General features: G+C 37.8%; 16 protein-coding genes and 1 other annotated feature. Of the genes, 13 read left to right on the top strand and 3 right to left on the bottom strand.

The window, feature by feature from the left end:
- Nucleotides 1-2: 2 nt before the first annotated feature.
- Nucleotides 3-122 carry a DUF4027 family protein gene (locus tag IEV41_RS16580; RefSeq protein ID WP_188389621.1) on the bottom strand — a complete coding sequence of 40 codons (120 nt, stop codon included), beginning with the start codon at nt 120-122 and terminating at the stop codon, nt 3-5.
- Between the two features lie 235 nt (nt 123-357).
- Between IEV41_RS16580 and IEV41_RS16575 the strand changes: the two genes are divergently transcribed.
- From IEV41_RS16575 to IEV41_RS16555, 5 genes are all read left to right on the top strand, one after another.
- Nucleotides 358-1,077, top strand: a complete 720-nt coding sequence (locus IEV41_RS16575; RefSeq protein WP_188389620.1) for a YebC/PmpR family DNA-binding transcriptional regulator — start codon at nt 358-360, stop codon at nt 1,075-1,077.
- Nucleotides 1,078-1,202: 125 nt separating this feature from the next.
- Entirely contained in the window at nt 1,203-1,688 is a 486-nt protein-coding gene (locus IEV41_RS16570; RefSeq protein ID WP_188389619.1) for a sigma factor-like helix-turn-helix DNA-binding protein, read from the top strand.
- The gene (locus IEV41_RS16565) at nt 1,666-3,108 is read left to right on the top strand and encodes a DUF4179 domain-containing protein (RefSeq protein ID WP_188389618.1); all 1,443 of its coding nucleotides are present in this window, start codon (nt 1,666-1,668) and stop codon (nt 3,106-3,108) included. The genes IEV41_RS16570 and IEV41_RS16565 overlap by 23 nt, the downstream gene beginning before the upstream one ends.
- 77 nt (nt 3,109-3,185) lie before the next feature.
- Entirely contained in the window at nt 3,186-3,749 is a 564-nt protein-coding gene (locus IEV41_RS16560) for a sigma-70 family RNA polymerase sigma factor (protein ID WP_188389617.1), read from the top strand.
- Nucleotides 3,719-5,176: a DUF4179 domain-containing protein gene (locus IEV41_RS16555; protein WP_188389616.1), complete on the top strand. Its 1,458-nt coding sequence runs from the start codon at nt 3,719-3,721 to the stop codon at nt 5,174-5,176. Before IEV41_RS16560 ends, IEV41_RS16555 begins: the two co-directional genes overlap by 31 nt.
- A gap of 38 nt (nt 5,177-5,214) precedes the next feature.
- Here IEV41_RS16555 and IEV41_RS20210 read toward each other — a convergent pair whose 3' ends face one another.
- Nucleotides 5,215-5,340: a hypothetical protein gene (locus IEV41_RS20210; protein WP_268235150.1), complete on the bottom strand. Its 126-nt coding sequence runs from the start codon at nt 5,338-5,340 to the stop codon at nt 5,215-5,217.
- Nucleotides 5,341-5,490: 150 nt separating this feature from the next.
- Nucleotides 5,491-5,749 (top strand) — a binding site (T-box leader).
- Between the two features lie 114 nt (nt 5,750-5,863).
- Here IEV41_RS20210 and nhaC point away from each other — a divergent pair.
- A complete protein-coding gene (gene nhaC / locus IEV41_RS16550; RefSeq protein WP_188389615.1) occupies nt 5,864-7,258 on the top strand; it encodes a Na+/H+ antiporter NhaC in 1,395 nt (464 codons plus the stop codon).
- A gap of 43 nt (nt 7,259-7,301) precedes the next feature.
- Here nhaC and IEV41_RS16545 read toward each other — a convergent pair whose 3' ends face one another.
- Entirely contained in the window at nt 7,302-8,369 is a 1,068-nt protein-coding gene (locus tag IEV41_RS16545) for an NAD(P)H-dependent flavin oxidoreductase (protein ID WP_188389614.1), read from the bottom strand.
- A 368-nt stretch (nt 8,370-8,737) separates the two neighbouring features.
- Between IEV41_RS16545 and IEV41_RS16540 the strand changes: the two genes are divergently transcribed.
- The 7 genes from IEV41_RS16540 to IEV41_RS16510 all read left to right on the top strand — a co-directional run bounded on the left by IEV41_RS16540 (nt 8,738) and on the right by IEV41_RS16510 (nt 15,462).
- Nucleotides 8,738-10,042, top strand: coding sequence for a PTS sugar transporter subunit IIC (locus tag IEV41_RS16540; RefSeq protein ID WP_188389613.1), 1,305 nt, complete (start codon nt 8,738-8,740; stop codon nt 10,040-10,042).
- A 77-nt stretch (nt 10,043-10,119) separates the two neighbouring features.
- On the top strand, nt 10,120-10,401 hold the full coding sequence (locus IEV41_RS16535) for a hypothetical protein (RefSeq protein WP_188389612.1): 282 nt from the start codon (nt 10,120-10,122) through the stop codon (nt 10,399-10,401).
- Nucleotides 10,402-10,410: 9 nt separating this feature from the next.
- Complete coding sequence (locus IEV41_RS16530) at nt 10,411-11,499, top strand: DUF871 domain-containing protein (protein ID WP_188389611.1); 1,089 nt, start codon at nt 10,411-10,413, stop codon at nt 11,497-11,499.
- A 26-nt stretch (nt 11,500-11,525) separates the two neighbouring features.
- The gene (locus tag IEV41_RS16525; protein WP_188389610.1) at nt 11,526-12,623 is read left to right on the top strand and encodes an amidohydrolase/deacetylase family metallohydrolase; all 1,098 of its coding nucleotides are present in this window, start codon (nt 11,526-11,528) and stop codon (nt 12,621-12,623) included.
- Nucleotides 12,601-13,713, top strand: a complete 1,113-nt coding sequence (locus IEV41_RS16520) for a DgaE family pyridoxal phosphate-dependent ammonia lyase (protein WP_188389609.1) — start codon at nt 12,601-12,603, stop codon at nt 13,711-13,713. The genes IEV41_RS16525 and IEV41_RS16520 overlap by 23 nt, the downstream gene beginning before the upstream one ends.
- On the top strand, nt 13,710-14,459 hold the full coding sequence (gene dagF, locus IEV41_RS16515; protein ID WP_188389608.1) for a 2-dehydro-3-deoxy-phosphogluconate aldolase: 750 nt from the start codon (nt 13,710-13,712) through the stop codon (nt 14,457-14,459). Before IEV41_RS16520 ends, dagF begins: the two co-directional genes overlap by 4 nt.
- Nucleotides 14,452-15,462 (top strand): sugar kinase, encoded by a 1,011-nt coding sequence (locus IEV41_RS16510; RefSeq protein WP_188389607.1) that lies wholly within the window; start codon nt 14,452-14,454, stop codon nt 15,460-15,462. Before dagF ends, IEV41_RS16510 begins: the two co-directional genes overlap by 8 nt.
- Nucleotides 15,463-15,469: the final 7 nt, after the last annotated feature.

The following is a 15,469-nucleotide window of genomic DNA, read 5'->3' as shown; positions in this document are numbered from 1 at the left end:
GGTTAGTTAAATAGCTGTGTAATAACGTTTGCTACAATAGTTATACCTGTTAGTAATACAAATCCACCTAAACAAATACTCGTTACCAATTGTGAAAATAATAAATCTTGCTTTCTTTCCATTGTTATCCGCTCCTTCTATTTTCTTCTTTTGTTAATGTCAGTTTATCCGAATAGCCAGAATATAAACATCGAATTAACTGACAAAAGAAGAAGTGTATCTTACATTTTTGTAAGGTTATAGGAAATCATTCTGCTCTTAACAAACGCTATATTTCAGGTATAATAGATGGTAGATAGTAAATGTTTTCTGCCGCATGTTGGCATGAGTATATAGTCGAAAGAGAGTGGAACAAGAATGGGTCGTAAATGGAATAACATTAAAGAGAAAAAAGCATCAAAAGATGCAAATACTAGTCGAGTTTATGCGAAATTCGGCCGCGAAATTTTCGTAGCAGCGAAGCAAGGAGAACCAGATCCAGAATCAAACCAAGCGTTAAAAGTTGTACTTGAGCGTGCAAAAACATATAGCGTACCAAAAAATATCATCGACCGTGCAATTGAAAAAGCAAAAGGTGGTTCAGATGAAACGTTTGACGAGCTTCGTTATGAAGGATTCGGACCAAATGGTTCAATGGTCATTGTAGATACATTAACAAATAACGTAAACCGTACAGCCGCAGACGTACGCGCAGCATTTAACAAAAACGGTGGAAACATGGGTGTGAATGGTTCTGTTGCATACATGTTCGATGCAACAGCAGTTATCGGACTTGAAGGAAGGACAGCTGATGATGCATTAGAAATTTTAATGGAAGCAGACGTAGATGTACGTGACATTCTAGAAGAGGAAGATGCAGTTATCGTATACGCAGAGCCGGAGCAATTCCATGCTGTGCAATCAGCATTCAAAGAAGCTGGTGTAGAAGAATTCACAGTTGCCGAATTAACAATGCTTGCACAAAACGAAGTAGAGCTTGCAGAAGATGCAAACGTACAGTTTGAGAAACTGATTGATGCACTAGAAGAGTTAGACGATGTGCGCCAAGTATACCACAACGTAGATTTAGGCGAATAATAGAGATGAAACAGACTTTTTCGGAAGTCTGTTTTTTTATGGCGAAAAAATAATTTGGCATTTTTACTATTTTTTTGAAACCGAATGATATATATACCTCTCTAATAAGTGAGAGGAGGAATAAGATGGATGTTTTGAAGTTAGTAAGTAAAGCCCGAAAAGGCAATGATGAAGCATTTGAACGGTTGATAGGTTTGTATCAACATCAACTTTACCGAACGGCATATATGTATGCGGGAAATCAAGAAGAGGCACTTCGCATCGTACAAGATACGATTTGTGAAGCTTACATATCGTTTAAAGATTTAAAGAAACTAGATTATTTTCTAGCATGGTTAACACGTATTCTTCTCCATCATGCATATAGAGCTAAACAAGAAATAGATGAAATGGAAGGACCGGATAGCCTACAAGGTGTACTGATGCAATTGGATGAAAATTATCAAACTGTTATTCTTTTATCTTATTATTATGATCTTCCAATTGATCACATCGCATGGCATCTTAATGTATCTGAGGTGACTGTTTCGACATATATGAGAAACGTAACAAAATTACTACCGCATCTGGAAGAAGGGGGGATCCTACATGGACAAAAAAAGACTTATTGAAGAACTAAATCAAGTACAAGTTCCAACTTCAGAATTGCATGATGCGATTAAGATCGGTATCGCTAGAGCGAAGAAAGAAAAAGAAGAAAAACCAGCAAAGAACAAGAAGAACTTAATTAGAAGCTCGGGCATTGCAGCAGCGATAACAGTAGGTGTATTAGGATCAGGATTTATTTTCCCTCAGGTGAGTAGTATATTGGCGAACTTTCCATACCTGGGGCAAGTATATGGCTCCCTTGATGATAAAACTGGAGAGGCGCTGGCAAATAAGGATTTATTGACAAAATTAAATGAAGAAGTAGTAAGCAATGGAGTTACGATAAAAGCGACGAGTGCTTATTATGATAATCGGAAAATCGCAATTACCTTTGAAGTGGATAGAGAAGACATGGTTACTGTAGAAGAAGATTTAGAGATGTTTGGAGTAGATTTTAAGGTGCTCGGGGATGGACATAGCTTTAAAAAAGAAGGTTTCAATATGAGCTATGATGAAAAAAAAGGGTATATAATCATTAATTTCATCCCAACTGGCGAAGCTATGTCCTCAAATTATACAATACCAATCGTCTTTACACATATTGCTGGAACAGAAGGAGAATGGAATTTTAATATTCCTGTAGAGAAATTAGAGTATAAAGAAGCAAAAATAGACCAAACATTTAATGATAAAAATGGTGAATATGCAGTAACATTTGACAAGGTAATACATGGTCAAGGTTCAACAAGCTTGGAGTATACGGTGTTATCGGATTATAAGAATGATGATATAACGTTCATAGAGGTATACGATCAGCATGGGAGAAAATACAGAGCGACAGAGTCAGATGTAGAAAACGAGAAGGTGGGTGACTACTTTGAACGTAAGTATAAAAAAGTAGGAGACCGCTTCGAATATAAGTACCGAATGACGATGGAAAAAGTACCAGAGGATATAGAGTTCTTAACGGTGAATATGGAGCATTTTAAAGAGGTATCTAATGTAATAGCTCCATTAAAAACAAAGTTGCCATATGAAGCAAAGAGTACTCGTAGCGATGATAAGGTAGTAATTAACCGTATTGAAAAAAAGGGACGGGAAGTATTGGTAGATTATCAATTTGTAATGGCTAACCCAAATAAGGAATATTTACGAGACACTTTAGATAAGTGGGGATTTAGTTTGCTAGAAATAGAACATATGGAATCAAATAAAGAAATAAAAATTTTTAGTAGCGGAGAACATTTAAGTGGGAATCAGAGATATGAAATTATTGATGAAGATACTTTACAATTTAGAGCAATATTTGATTTAGATGCTGGCGATGGTTTTAATAAGCCTATTAAAGAGTTTGATTTTAAAAATTATGCGGTAGAAATACCAATTCAATTTATGCACAGTAGTGCAGCTAGCGTTCAAGAATTTAAGTTGGATTTAAAGTAGGGTTTGGATTAATAGGGGATAAATCGTCTCTTTTAAATAGCGAACAATTCTACGTAATAAACGAGAGGAGGCGTAACATGGATACGATAGCCTTAGTGAAAAAAGCGCGTAAAGGTGACGACGAAGCATTCGAACAATTAATTAGCATGCATCAAGAGCGATTATATCGAACAGCATATATGTACGTCCAAAACAAAGAAGATGCGCTCGATGTTATACAAGAAACGGTGTACAAAGCGTACATGTCTATAGAGCAATTAAAGAAACCCGAGTACTTTTTAACATGGCTAACACGCATTTTGATTCATCATGCGTACCAAGTATTGAACGAAAAGAAGAAGGTTATGAATATACAGGAGATGCAAGAAGAGAATATTCCTAAAGGAATGTCAGACGAGTTGCATCGTGTGGAACAAAACATGGACTTAAAAGATGCCATCATGCAGCTAGATGAAAACTATCAAACTGTTATTCTCCTATATTATTATTATGACTTGCCGATAAGCCAAATTGCGTGGCAACTTAGTGTACCAGAAGGAACGGTCAAAACGTATTTGCACCGTGCACGAAAGCGACTGAGAAATATATTAGGAGGGGGGAGTGATCCTATATGGATAAACAGTGGTTTAATGACGAAATGAATAAATTAGAAGTGCCAATTGCTGATTTAAATTGTGCTATTAAGAACGGAATTACGAGGGCAAAGCAAGAAAAACCATTGAAAGGTTGGAAGAAGCAGAGAAGATGGAAGGTAGTCGGAATTGCAGCAATTGTATCTATAGGTATTCTTGGATCAGGATTCTTCTCCTCATATATGAATGGAGTATTAGCGGAAATACCTATTATCGGAAACATGTATGCTACATTCCACGATTCAACTGGGGAAAAACTATCAAACCGTAATTTAATTAAGAAATTAGATGAGAAAGTAGTAAGCGCAGGTATTGAAGTAACGGCAACGAGTGCCTATTATGACGGTGGAAAGATAGCAATTACCTTTGAAGTAGATAAATCGAAATTAGCCAAGTTACATGAAGATATTCAGAAGTTTCCATTTGATTTTGAATCGATGAAGGACGGGAAGAACTGGAAATTGGATGCTTCTTTCAATACCGAATATACCGAGGATACAGGGCTTATGATTATTGAGTTCTATCCTTCTGAGGAACAATTACCAGATAATTATACATTACCAATCACGTTAACAGATGTTGGTGGAACAACAAGTGAGTGGAAGTTTGATATTCCTGTTCAACAGTTAGCACATACGTCAGTTGACTTGAAAGAACAGACGTATAAGGATAAAGAGGGTGAATATAGCGTCACATTTGATCGATTGGTAACTGGAGAAGAAACGTCTTTCATTGATATGACAATACGAACAAAATATGAAAAAGATACACTTTATATCAACGATTTCTATACGAATGATGGAAAAGAAGTAAAAATGAATGGTGGGAATGTTATAAGGAAATCGAACAAAGTAGGAGATATGTATAAAATAAGAGTAAGAAAAGGATTAGAGAAAGTGCCAGCTAGTACAAAGGATTTACATATTTATATGAATCAGCAAATAAGGGAAGAGAGTGTACATTTTCCTTTAACAACAAAACTTCCTTTTGAGTTTTCAAGTAAACGGAAAGAAGGAAAAACAATTATTACGGATATTAAGCACAAAGATGGGAAGTTATTTGTTGATTACGAATATAAAATGAATGAAGAAGCGAGAAAAGAGTTCATTATTAATCATATGAACCATCCTGCTTCCCCGTTAGGATTGTATGAAACGGCCTATCTAACTGGAGAAAAAGTATATAATCCAGAAAAGAAAGGTCAGGTAGAACCAGGGACTTTCTTAAACTGGGTGGAGAAAACAGAAACAAGAAGTTTAGATAAGCTACAATTCCAGGCGGTATTTAATTTAGAAGGCCAATTGGATCTAGCAGATGGCACACAAATGTTCCCTCCAATTAAGAAATTTAACATGAATACGTATTCGTTGGAAGTAGATTTACCTAGTGAAATTTACCGCGAAGAAACTCAAGAATTCACATTAAAACTGAAATAAATAGAAGCCGTCATGCTGCGCATGACGGCTTTCCCTATTCACGTAGAAGGACGATTTGGACCTTCTAACTTCTTATCTCCATACCCTGTTTGATTAGCGAATTGGTTGTTATTTTGTTTCTCTTGAATAGTTTGAGCTTTGCTATTGGATGATTTCTTTGCCATATGTATTCACCTTCTTTCATGTATAGGATACGTAGATGGTACTGGAATATGCAGTTTTTTGGTTGGTAATAATATTGAAAAAATTTACATTGACTTTTATTATTATTCAGATAAAATGATTATTAGTTAAGATGTAACGGAATGTCATTAGGAAAGACGAAGAAGGGAAGAAGTAGTAAGAGGAAGTAGTCAAAGCGAGTCAGGGGTGGTGTGAGCCTGATACGATGCCTGTTATGAATAACATCCTGGAGTTGCTGACCGAAATCTTGTAGGGGAGAGAGTAGACTCAGCCGGAAACTTCACCGTTAAAAGAAGTACAGCATCGAGCGGAGTGCTCTGTGCTGATTGAGTGAGCAATTTTTATTGTTAATTTGGGTGGTACCGCGAAACTATGCCTTTCGTCCCTTTTTTTAGGGGATGAAGGGCTTTTTTTATTGTCTTTTTCTCACATTCCAAGCATTTTCAACAGCAAAGCTATATTTTCTTCAAAATGTTAAACACTACACTAAAGGGGCGAATGAACATGAAGCAAGCAAGATTACCATCAATGATAGAAATCATGTTAATGTTAACGATGTTTTTAGGTGTTGTATTCTCGTTTACAGCGATATATGAGTTACCGATTCAACTTGCATTATTTATTTCATGGTTTTTTGTTATTATTCTTGGACTGTATTTAGGACATAAATATGGAGAATTGCAAGAAGCTATTACGAAGGGGATTACGAATGGACTTGAAGCAATTCTTATTCTAATCGCTGTTGGAGCGCTTATCGGTACATGGATTGCTGGTGGAGTTGTACCAACATTAATCTACTACGGATTAGAATTTATCCATCCGAGTATTTTCTTATTAGCTACTCTACTGATTTGTTCGATTACGTCGATTGCGACTGGAACGTCTTGGGGAACGGTTGGAACAGCTGGTATTGCGATGATGGCAATTGGTGAAGGTTTAGGATTCCCACTACCACTTGTAGCCGGTGCGGTTCTTTCTGGTGCATACTTTGGTGATAAGTTATCACCATTATCAGATAGTACGGTACTTGCGGCAACGATGGCAAGAGTTGAGGTAATGGCGCACGTGCGTGCGATGCTTTACTTAGATGTACCTGCGTATATTATTACGGCAATTATGTTCACTGTAGCAGGATTTATGTACGGTGGGGGTAATGTTGATTTAGGAAATATTGAATTCTTGAAGGCGGCATTACAAGATCAATTCACGATTGAAGTATGGATACTAGCGCCAGCAGTTATCGTTATTGGATTGCTTGCATTAAAGCAACCGTCGATGCCAACAATTGCAGCGGGAGCACTACTCGGTGCAATCTGGGCTGTTGTATTCCAAGGTATGGATGTGGAAGCGGCAATTGGAACAGCATATAACGGATTCGCGATTGAGTCTGATATTAAATTTATGAACGATCTATTAAATCGTGGCGGTATTAACGGAATGCTTGGATCTGTTATGGTTATTATCTTAGGTCTTGGTTTCGGTGGTTTATTAGAGAAATTAGGCGTATTAAAAGTAATTGTGTCTAAGTTTGAGAAGAAAATGAACTCAGCTGGAAACGTAACATTATCTACAATCGTAGTTGCTTTCTTAGCGAACGTATTCGGTTGTGCGATGTATGTATCCCTTATTTTAACACCGAAAATCATGCAGGAAAGTTATGACAAACTTCATATCGATCGACGTGTATTAGCACGAAATTCTGAAGTTGGTGGTACGTTAACATCTGGTATGGTGCCTTGGTCAGATAACGGTATTTTCATGGCTGGTATTCTTGGGGTATCGACGTTTGCGTATGTGCCATTTATGTGGTTAAGCTTTGTATCTATTGCACTTGCTATTATTTATGGATACACAGGCAAATTCATTTGGTATGTTAAAGAAAAAGAAGCAGTACAATAATATATATAAATAAGAAAAGGTGGCTCATTGGAGCCACCTTTTCTTATTGGAAAATACTTTCTGCTTGTTGAATGATGTCCTTGATAATATCTTTTGCATGTTTTTCACCTTTTAACAGACGTGTACCTTGTCCAGCCCATAACGACATGTAATTTGCATCGTTTTGTAGGGACGCAGCTTTTCGAATATCGCTTGTAATTGTATTTTGTGATGGGAATGCAAGTGGTGCGATACCAGCAAATTCAAATTGGCGGATGAATTCATTTTTTATTCCGCGTGCAGGACGCCCTGAGAAACTCTTCGTTATAACTGTGCTTTCTTCTGTACTTTGAAGAAGTGCTTCTTTATATTTGGCATGGGCACCAGATTCGACACTTGGTAAGAAAGCTGTCCCCATTTGAACACCTTGTGCACCTAAGGCAAGCGCAGCAACGAGGCCTCTTCCATCCATAATTCCTCCAGCGGCGATAACAGGAACAGAAACATGATCCACTATTTGTGGTACGAGGGAGAAAGTACCGATATTTGCGCCGTTTGGGTGCTTTGTCATATCGAATGTACTACGATGGCCACCAGCATCACTTCCTTGTGCCACGATAATGTCTGTACCTTGTTCTTCTGCATAGATTGCTTCCTCAATTGTTGTCACCATCGTTGTGACGGTTATTCCTCGTTCTTTTGCTAGTTTCATTGTATACGGAGGAAGAACGCCGAATGCAGTACTAATAATAGGCACTGCTTCTTCTATTACAATTTGAAATTGCTCTTCAAACCATTGTTGCGTGTGAATTTGTAAATTGCCGTCAGAGATACCTAATTTCTCACGGAAGCGGTTTAAGATTGGCTGGACACGTTCAATGCCTTTCGTATTGTCTTCCATATTCGTACAAAATAAGTTAACAGCAAAAGGTTTTGATGTTTGTTGCTTAATTTCTTTAGTCGCTTGACGTAGTTGATCTGGTGACATATAAGCAGCCCCCAATGTTCCCAGAGCACCAGCCTCGGAAACGTGTGCAACTAGTTTCGCTGTAGTTGGCCCACCAGCCATGCCTGCTTGAATAATGGGATATGTAATGCCTAGTTTCGTACATAAAGGTGTAAAGATTTTCATTCTTTTCTCCTCCAGTAACTATATATTTTGTTCGTATGTATAAAGTTGACTTTATTATCTATCTAATAATAGTTTATCACTTTCATAAACAAAACAGCGAGTACAATGCTTGTTTTTTTCTTGATTTTTCTATTTTTATAAGTCTATTTTCCTGTTTTTGGACGTAGTTATATTTGTGAAAAGTATAGATTATGAGATTGAAAATATCCATCTATCAATGGTTATTTTATTTAGTTTGTGAATAACGGGACTTTTGACCTGTATAGAAATACAATATAACATTATAATGTTATATTGTATTTCTATTAAGAAAGCGCTATCATAAAGGTAGAAGGGGATGAAATTTACACGCGAAGGGAAGAAACACGATGAACAAATTCATGAAGCTTTTAGAAAAGTACCTCATGCCTGTTGCTCATAAAATGGGTTCACAAAGGCACATGTTAGCCATCCGAAACGGAATTATTTCCACATTACCACTGACAATCGTCGGATCATTCTTTGTTATTTTCTTAAATATGCCAATTGATGGTTATAATGAATGGATTGCTCCATATCGTGCCATCATTGATATTCCGTTCCGCTTTACGTTCGGTATTTTAGCATTATATGCAGCATACGGTGTAGGTTCTTGCTTGGCCCAGTCGTACGGGATAGATCAACTAAGTGCAGGGTTTTTATCTACGTTAGCATTTTTAATTACATGCGTTGTACCGGTTCAAGTAACAGAATCAGTAGATGGTGTTATTAACGCAGGAAGATACATATCTATTAGCCAATTAAGTTCTGCTTCATTATTTGGAGCCATTGTAACATCACTTATTACGGTTGAAATATACCGATTCATGTTAGAAAAGAAGATTACAATCAAAATGCCGGATGGAGTACCACCAGCAGTTTCTAACTCATTCATAGCTTTATTCCCAACAATGGTTGTTGTATTACTGTTCATCGGTATTCGTTACGGCTTAAAGTTTGATATTAACTCATTTATTACAACACTTGTATCACCACTTAAATCATTACTAGTTGGAAATACATTACTCGGTGGATTATTGACGGTATTCTTAATCGTATTCTTCTGGTCGTTAGGTATTCATGGACCGGCTATTTTAGGACCGATTATTCGTCCGATGTGGGATTCTGCAATTGCGGAGAACATGGAAGTATTCGCAGAAACAGGCGATGCTACTAATCTACCATATTTATTCACAGAGCAGTTCTTACAATGGTTTGTTTGGATTGGTGGAGCAGGTTCAACATTAGCGCTAGCTGTCTTGTTCTTATTCTCAAAAGTGAAACATTTAAAAGCCATTGGGAAGCTAAGTTTCATACCAGGTATTTTTAATATCAATGAACCAATTATTTTCGGGGCACCAATTGTAATGAATCCATTCTTAATGATTCCATTCATCGTAACACCACTTGTGACAACAACAGTTGCATACTTCGCAACTGTAAGTGGCATGATACCGATGATTATGGCGAAATTACCATTTACTGTATTAGCACCAATAGCAGCCGTCATTAGTACGAACTGGACAATTATGGCGGGTGTCATTGTAGTGATTAACTTCGCTATCTCATTAGCAATCTACTATCCATTTGTGAAGATGTATGAGAAAGAGTTATTAAAACAAGAAGAGAACGATTTAAAGGAAGCAAGCGCATAAAAGAGTGAAAGAATAGGAGGAATCCTATTCTTTCCTTACACATGTATATAGATAAGAAGAGAAGGAGGAAGAGAAACATGATAGAGGTTATATGTGCCGTTGTAACATTTTTGGCAACACAAGTTTGGTTACACCGCTATCCAATTAAGAGTAAGTTAAGGCCGGTGAGGGATGTTGGTATATGTATTGCTATTATGTTACTTGCTGTTATCTTCGTTGCGATTACTAGTCCGGTGTTGATACCTTTAGTTATTATTGTGACGGTTGCTTGTGGAGCATATATGTCAACAAAATATCGTGGCTTCTTATCTAGCATGAAGAAACCGTACTATCCACAGATTGAAAAAACAAAGAAGTGAGGGAATGACATGACTCGTAGATTAGGTGTTTCTATTTATCCAGAGCATTCAACAGTAGAAAAGGATATCGCGTATTTAACGTTAGCAAGTACACATGGGTTCGATCGAGTGTTCACTTGTTTATTATCTGTGAATAAGCCAAAAGAAGAGATTGTCGCGGAGTTTACAGAAATTATTACACATGCGAAGCAGCTAGGAATGGAAGTTATTTTAGATGTGGCTCCGGCTGTATTTGATCAACTAGAAATTAGTTACGATGATTTAAGTTTCTTTGCAGAATTGGGAGCGGATGGAGTACGGCTTGATGTGGGGTTTGATGGATTGAAAGAAGCACAAATGACCTACAACAAATATAATCTAAAGATTGAATTAAACATGAGTAATGATGTTGACTATCTGGATAACATTTTGACATTCAATGCGAATAAAGGGAATTTACTAGGCTGTCATAACTTTTATCCACAACGTTATACAGGATTACCATATGATTTCTTTATTCGTTGTAGTGAACGTTTTAGAAAGCACGGTATTCGTACAGCTGCTTTTGTCACAGCAAGCGATGCACCACTTGGTCCATGGAGTATTAACGATGGTCTATGTACATTAGAAGAGCATCGTACGTTACCAGTTGATGTGCAGGCAAAGCACCTATGGGCGACAGGTTTAATTGATGATGTCATTATCGGGAATGCATACGCATCGGAAGAAGAGCTTCGCTTATTAGGTTCCCTGCAACGTGACATGATCGAACTAAAAGTAACATTTACAGAAGAAACAACAGAGTTAGAGAAGACAGTAACGTTAGATGAAGTACACCTTCGTCGAGGGGATATTAGTGCGTACATGATTCGTTCCGTAGCAGTACGTAAGAAGTACGCGAAGGAAGATTTTCCAGAACGGGAAAGCAAGGCGCAAGTGAAAGGTGATATTTTCATCGGGAACAATACATTCGGTAAATATAAAGGAGAATTACAAGTTGTCCTGCAAGAGATGCCATTAGATGAACGAAAGAATCTTATTGCGACAGTCGATGAACAAGAGCATTTCTTAATTGACTATATTGCGCCGTGGGGGACGTTCCGTTTACGAGAAAAATAACAGTTGAGGATTAAGGGGAGAAAATAATGAAACTCATTCTAAAACATGCCAGATTAGTAGATGAAACAATTAAAGATATTGTCATAGACGGTCACACAATAATCGATGTCCTAGAAGGATACGAGGGAGAAGGGCATATAATAGATTTGAGGGGAGAAGTATATGTATCGGGTGGATGGATTGATCTTCATACACATGCTTTTCCTAAGTTTCCTCCTTACTTCGCACAACCTGATGTTATTGGCTATCAATCAGGTGTCACAACAGTAGTTGATGCGGGGAGTAGCGGGTGTGATGATATAGCAGATTTTTATCGTATTGCGAAGGCGAGTAAGACGAGGGTATTAGCCTTCTTGAATATATCAAAAATTGGTTTACGACGAATTGATGAACTAGCTGATTTAACGAATGTACAGCATGAACCACTTCGTCAAGCATACGAAAAATATGCACCGTTTCTCGTTGGATTAAAAGCAAGAATTAGTGCAAGTGTCGTGAAAGAAAATGGAATTAAGCCGCTTCAAGTCGCGAGAATATTTGCTGATGAACTACAACTTCCAATTATGGTGCATGTAGGAAGCGAGCCACCATTAATTACAGATATTCTTGATGAACTACAAGAAGGAGACATTCTTACGCATTGCTTCAATGGAAAAAAGAATAATATTTTCCTAAATGAAGAGAAACCTGTTCAACAGTTGTATGATGCATTAAAACGAGGAGTACTTCTTGATATTGGGCATGGGAGAGAGAGTTTTTCGTTTGAAACAGCGCGTAAGGCAAAAGCAGCTAACATTCCATTTCACACGATTAGTACCGATATATATGAAGGGAACCGTGTGAACGGACCTGTGTATAGTATGGCTTCTGTCCTAACAAAGTTTTTATATTTAGGATATGACTTACAGACAATTATGAAGGCAGTAACGGAAACGCCTGCAGAGATTATTAAACAAGAGAAGCTAGGAAAAGTTGAAAAAGGATATATTGCAGATCTGACGCTATTTACAGTAGAAAAAGAAAAGGTAACATTAGTAGATTCTACTGGTGAAACAGTGGAATACGACCGAAAGATTGTTCCAAAATCAGTCGTTTTAGGTGGTGAATACATTGGTATCGAATAAATATGGATTGAAGCGAGTTATTAATGCAAGTGGTCGAATGAGCATACTGGGTGTATCCACAATTCATGATTCTGTTGTGGATGCAATGAAAACTGGGGCACAACAATATATAGAAATGGAACAACTTGTGCATAAGTCTGGAGAGGTTGTTGCGAATTATCTTGGTGCAGAGGATGCGACCATCGTCAATTCAGCATCAAGTGGTATCGTATTAAGTATTGCAGGATTGATTGCAAAGGATAATCGTTATGCAGTAGAAAAGCTATACCAATCTGTACATACACTTCCGAATGAAGTTATTATGGCAAAAGGGCATAATGTTGATTACGGTGCACCAGTAGAAACGATGGTAAACCTTGCTGGTGGAAAAGTGAAAGAGGTTGGCTATGCAAACGGATGTAAGATAGAGCAAATAGAAGCGGCTATTACAAGTGAAACGGTAGCAATCTTGTACATCGTATCGAATCATTGTGTGAAGAAAGGAATGCCAACACTTGCCGAAGTGAAAGAGGTAGCAACGAAGCACAGTATTCCACTTATTGTCGATGCCGCAGCAGAGGAAGACTTACATCATTATATAGAAAATAGTGACCTTGCAATCTTTAGTGGTTCGAAAGCATTAGAGGGACCAACGTCTGGTATTGTTGCTGGGAAGAAGGAGTATATTTCTTACATACGTGCTCATGGCAAAGGAATTGGCCGTGCGATGAAAGTAGGTAAGGAGTCAATCTTTGGTTTATTGCAAGCACTTGAAAATTACAAAGAAAAAACAGATACATCAGCAGAGCAACTGAAACAGCTAGAGAAATTAAATGTGCTAAATGAACTCACTGGTGTGAAGGTAACTGTTCAGCAAGATGAGAGTGGTCGTGCAATTTATAGAGGTCGTATTCATATAGACGGGTCTGTAACGAAGATGAACGCACTAGAAGTTGTCCACATGTTGAAAAATGGTGAAGTAGCGATTTACACACGAGATTATCTTGCGAATATTGGTAGCTTTGATATTGATACAAGACCGCTTCAACAAGGAGATATGGAGATGATTGTGGAGCGAGTACAGGCGATCTTAGGGGGAGAAACGAAATGAATGTAACAGCGAGTTTTTATAAAGAGCGTGTATGTCTAAACGTGTTAGCAAATAGTATCGATAATGCGAAAGAAGTATACGAGGCAGCAGAAGGTCACGTATTAGTAGGAGTATTATCAAAGAACTATCCAACGGTAGAAGAAGCAGTTATAGATATGAAGAAATATGCACAAGAAATTGATAATGCAGTGTCGGTTGGATTAGGTGCAGGAGATCCGAAACAGTGTTATATGGTAGCAGATATTGTACGTACATATAAACCGCAGCATATTAATCAAGTATTTACAGCAGTCGGTTATACACGAGCAACAGTGGATAATAAAGAAACGCTTATTAATTGTTTAGTCTCTCCGTCTGGAAAGCCGGGTCATGTGAAGATTTCGACAGGTCCATTAAGTGAACAAGAAGAGGCGGGTATCGTTCCAATTCATACAGCAATTGCGATGATTAAGGACATGGGTGGGAATTCGATTAAGTTCTTCCCGATGAAAGGATTGGAGACGGTAGAAGAATATAAAGAAGTAGCAAAAGCATGTGCGGAAGAAGATTTCTTCCTAGAACCAACAGGTGGTATTGATTTGCACAACTTTGGAGAGATTGTTGAAATTGCTCTGCAAGCCGGTGTGAAGAAAGTTATTCCACACGTGTATTCATCAATTGTAGATAAAGAAACTGGTGCAACTAACATCAAGGATGTGAAAACACTATTAGCGGTAACAAAAGAGTTGGTGAATAAATATGCGTAACAAGGTAGCGGCATTTGGAGAAGTAATGATGCGTCTCCAAGTGCCAAACTACAAGAAGTTAGAGCAAAGTAGAACATTAGATTATCTTTTTTCTGGTACAGGAGTGAACATTTTAAGCGCGGTAAGTCGCTATGGCCATGGTACAGAATTATTGACGAAGCTCCCAGATAATAATCTTGGTGATGCAGCGTTATCCTATATTCGTTCGTTAGGGGTAGGGACATCTCATGTTCTTCGTGGTGAAGAGTATTTAGGGATTTATTTCTTAGAGAATGGCTTCGGGGTACGAGGAACGAGTGTAACGTATACAAACCGGAAAGACAGTTCTTTCTGCCGAGCTCGTAAAGAAGAATATGAGTATGATACACTGTTAGAAGGTGTTACGTTAATCCATTTTTGTGGAATTAGTTTAGCTGTAACTCCTAATGTACGTGAAACAGTATTAATGTTAGCGCGAGAGGCGAAGAAACGAAATATTACTGTTTGTTTTGATTGTAATTATCGACCGAAATTATGGGATAGTTACGAACAGGCAAAAGCACTGTATGAAGAAATGTTAGAACTTGCTGATATTTGTTTAATGACAGAGAAAGATGCAATACATATTTTAGGCATGGAGACAGCAGAAATAGAACGCGAGAAGCAACTAGAAGATTTATTACCGCAAGTGGCGGCTACATATAACATCCACACGATTGCTGGCACGATGAGAGAAACAATTTCAACAACGGTCCAGAAGCTAACAGGCTTTATCGTGCAAGATGGTGCAATAGCATATTCACAGAGCCATACGTTTGATGTATTTGATCGCATTGGTGGTGGCGATGGATATACAAGTGGTATCATTCATGGGTACATGATGCAATGGCCAAAAGAGAAAATCGCTGAGTTTTCCATTGCTTCAGCCATTCTAGCACATACAACATACGGAGATTCTCCAGTCGCCTCTCTAAGAGAAGTAGAAGCGTTCATGAATGGGGCGTTTCAGGAGCTGGAAAGGTAGATAGAAA

Origin of the sequence: Priestia taiwanensis (assembly GCF_014638355.1) — a bacterium.
Taxonomy (GTDB): domain Bacteria; phylum Bacillota; class Bacilli; order Bacillales; family Bacillaceae_G; genus Priestia_D; species Priestia_D taiwanensis.
Note: the sequence above shows the minus strand (reverse complement) of the source record. Positions and strands in the feature narration are given on the sequence as shown.

What these genes read in the sequence shown, in the direction of transcription:
- IEV41_RS16570 (WP_188389619.1), top strand. Translation starts at nt 1,203, where the DNA reads ATGGATGTTTTGAAGTTAGTAAGTAAAGCCCGAAAAGGCAATGATGAA.
- IEV41_RS16555 (WP_188389616.1), top strand. Translation starts at nt 3,719, where the DNA reads ATGGATAAACAGTGGTTTAATGACGAAATGAATAAATTAGAAGTGCCA.
- IEV41_RS16525 (WP_188389610.1), top strand. Translation starts at nt 11,526, where the DNA reads ATGAAACTCATTCTAAAACATGCCAGATTAGTAGATGAAACAATTAAA.
- IEV41_RS16545 (WP_188389614.1), bottom strand. Translation starts at nt 8,369, where the DNA reads ATGAAAATCTTTACACCTTTATGTACGAAACTAGGCATTACATATCCC.
- IEV41_RS16540 (WP_188389613.1), top strand. Translation starts at nt 8,738, where the DNA reads ATGAACAAATTCATGAAGCTTTTAGAAAAGTACCTCATGCCTGTTGCT.
- IEV41_RS16565 (WP_188389618.1), top strand. Translation starts at nt 1,666, where the DNA reads ATGGACAAAAAAAGACTTATTGAAGAACTAAATCAAGTACAAGTTCCA.
- IEV41_RS16575 (WP_188389620.1), top strand. Translation starts at nt 358, where the DNA reads ATGGGTCGTAAATGGAATAACATTAAAGAGAAAAAAGCATCAAAAGAT.
- IEV41_RS16530 (WP_188389611.1), top strand. Translation starts at nt 10,411, where the DNA reads ATGACTCGTAGATTAGGTGTTTCTATTTATCCAGAGCATTCAACAGTA.
- IEV41_RS16560 (WP_188389617.1), top strand. Translation starts at nt 3,186, where the DNA reads ATGGATACGATAGCCTTAGTGAAAAAAGCGCGTAAAGGTGACGACGAA.
- dagF (WP_188389608.1), top strand. Translation starts at nt 13,710, where the DNA reads ATGAATGTAACAGCGAGTTTTTATAAAGAGCGTGTATGTCTAAACGTG.
- nhaC (WP_188389615.1), top strand. Translation starts at nt 5,864, where the DNA reads ATGAAGCAAGCAAGATTACCATCAATGATAGAAATCATGTTAATGTTA.
- IEV41_RS16580 (WP_188389621.1), bottom strand. Translation starts at nt 122, where the DNA reads ATGGAAAGAAAGCAAGATTTATTATTTTCACAATTGGTAACGAGTATT.
- IEV41_RS20210 (WP_268235150.1), bottom strand. Translation starts at nt 5,340, where the DNA reads ATGGCAAAGAAATCATCCAATAGCAAAGCTCAAACTATTCAAGAGAAA.
- IEV41_RS16510 (WP_188389607.1), top strand. Translation starts at nt 14,452, where the DNA reads ATGCGTAACAAGGTAGCGGCATTTGGAGAAGTAATGATGCGTCTCCAA.
- IEV41_RS16535 (WP_188389612.1), top strand. Translation starts at nt 10,120, where the DNA reads ATGATAGAGGTTATATGTGCCGTTGTAACATTTTTGGCAACACAAGTT.